General features: G+C 69.9%; 2 protein-coding genes. Both read right to left on the bottom strand.

Features of this window, described 5'->3' with window-relative positions; all coding sequences use genetic code 11:
- A partial coding sequence (locus AC0CYZ_RS22605; protein WP_472219487.1) for an aldo/keto reductase occupies positions 1-758 on the bottom strand: 758 nt, incomplete at its 3' end.
- Between the two features lie 120 nt (positions 759-878).
- A partial coding sequence (locus tag AC0CYZ_RS22600; protein ID WP_472219485.1) for a flavin-containing monooxygenase occupies positions 879-2,559 on the bottom strand: 1,681 nt, incomplete at its 5' end.

Raw genomic sequence — 2,559 nt, 5'->3', positions numbered from 1 at the left:
GCGACCTTCTCCACGATGTGGCGGTCGGAGTCCTGGTAGAGCGTCTTGCCGAACTCGTCGGTGTCGCCGCGGGTCGTCGTCTCGTCCCAGTCGCGGGTGAGCTTGCCGCGGGCGAGCGGGCTCCACGGGATCGACCCGACGCCCTCGTCGGCGCAGAGCGGCAGCATCTCCCGCTCCTCCTCGCGGTAGAGCAGGTTGTAGTGGTCCTGCATCGTCACGAACCGGGCCCAGCCGTTCGCGTCCTGCAGGTGCAGCGACTTCGCGAACTGCCAGGCGAACATCGACGACGCCCCGATGTAGCGCGCCTTGCCGGACTTCACGACGTCGTGCAGCGCCTCGAGCGTCTCCTCGAGCGGCGTGTCCGGGTCGAAGCGGTGGATCTGGTAGAGGTCGACGTAGTCCATGCCGAGGCGCCGCAGCGAGTGGTCGATCCCCGTCATGATCGCCTTGCGGGAGAGCCCGGCACCGTTCGGGCCGGACCGCATGCGGTTGAAGACCTTGGTGGCGACGACGATCTCGTCGCGGTCGGCCATCTCGTTCAGCCAGCGCCCGGTGATCTCCTCGGACGTGCCCTGCGAGTAGACGTCGGCGGTGTCGAAGAAGTTGATCCCCGCCTCGAGCGCGGCGGAGAAGAAGGGCTTGGCGTCGTCGGACGGCAGCGCCCAGGGCCAGCGGTCGTTGGGCTCGCCGTAGCTCATGGTGCCCAGGCAGATGCGGGAGACGTCCAGGCCGGTCGAGCCGAGCTTCGTGTACTCCATGGCCCCTGCCTACCCCGCCGGCCGGCGCCCCGCACCCGTCGTCGGGACCCCGGAAACGAGCGAACGGCACTTTCGCTCGCAGAGGCAGCGACAGTGCCGTTCGCTCGGCGAGCCGGCGCCCTACTCCGCGTGGTGCGACGGCTGCAGGCCGTACACCGGGGTGTCGATCCCCTCCTGGCGCGCCTTGAGCTGCAGCGCGAGGTAGAGCGAGTAGTGCCGGCTCTGGTGCAGGTTGCCGCCGTGGAACCACAGGTTGGCCTGCTGGGTCGGCTTCCACATGTTGCGCTGCTCGCCCTCCCACGGGCCCGGGTCCTTGGTGGTGTCCGAGCCGAGGCCCCACACCTTGCCGACCCGCTCCGCCATCTCCGGCCCGATGATGTCGGCGACCCCGGTGTTCATCGAGCGGTACCCGGTGGCCAGCACGACGAGGTCGGCCTCGAGCTCGGTGCCGTCGTCGAGGACCACGCCGGTCTCGGTGAACTCCTTGACCTGCCCCTTGACCAGCTTCACCTTGCCGTCGGCGACGAGGTCCGCCGCGCCGACGTCGATGTAGTAGCCCGAGCCGCGTCGCAGGTACTTCATGAACAGGCCGGAGTCGTCGTCGCCGAAGTCGAGCTCGAACCCGGCGTCGCTCAACCGCTGGTAGAAGTCGGCGTCCCGGCGCTTGGCCTCGTCGTACGCCGGCTTCTGGAAGTCGGCCATGATCCGGTAGGGCAGCGACGCGAACGTCAGGTCGGCGGTCCGGGTGTCGACGCCGCTGCGCACCGCCTCCTCGGAGTACAGCCCCGCCAGGGCGAGCTCCATGAGGGTGTTCGACGTGATGATGTGCGTGGAGGAGCGCTGCACCATCGTCACGTCGGCGCCGGCCTCCCAGGCCGCCCCGCTGATGTCGAACGCGGAGTTGTTCGAGCCGACGACGACGACCTTCCTGCCCTCGTACCCGGCCGGGCCGGGGTGCTCCGAGGAGTGCTGGATCTCGCCGCGGAAGCGGTCCATCCCCGGGAACTCGGGCTTGTTCGGCTTGCCGGAGACGCCCATCGCGAACACGAGCTGCCGCGGTCGGAGCACGACCTCCTCGGGCCCGTTGCCGCGGTCGCGCTGCACCTTGAGGGTCCAGCGACCCTCGGCCTCGTCGAACTCCGCGGACTCCGCGGTCGTCGAGCCCCAGTAGTTGATCTCCATGACCCGCGTGTACATCTCGAGCCAGTCGCCGATCTTGTCCTTCGGCGCGAACACCGGCCAGTTGTCCGGGAAGGGCATGTAGGGCAGGTGGTCGTACCAGACCGGGTCGTGCAGGGCGAGGCTCTTGTAGCGCTTGCGCCACGAGTCGCCGGGGCGCTCGTTGCGCTCGATGACGATGGTCTCGACGCCGAGCTGGCGCAGCCGAGCCCCGAGCGCGATCCCGCCCTGGCCGCCGCCGACGACCACGACCTCCGGCTGGCGCGAGTACCCGAGCTCCTCGGCCTCGCGCTCGCGGGCCTCCATCCAGGTCTCGCGGTCGGGGTTCGCGCCGTGCTCGGTGCCGAGGGGCCGGCGGTCCCGCAGGCCCTCCTCGTGGCCCTTGAGCTCGTCGAGCGTGGTCAGCAGCGTCCACGCCTTGCCGTCGCGGAGGCGGACGTGCCCGGTGCCGCGGCCGACCGCGGTCTCGAAGGTCAACCAGGCCTCGTCGACCCCGTCGGTGCTCGTCGGCTCGCCCGTCACGGCGAAGTTGATCGGGTCGACCCGGTCGAGGACGGTGCGCAGCATGTCGGCGACCTGGTCGGTGCCCTCGACGGTCTTGATGTTCCAGGTGAACGAGACC

It is taken from the genome of Actinomycetospora sp., assembly GCF_055612215.1.
This window is presented reverse-complemented; position numbering and strand designations above follow the sequence as displayed.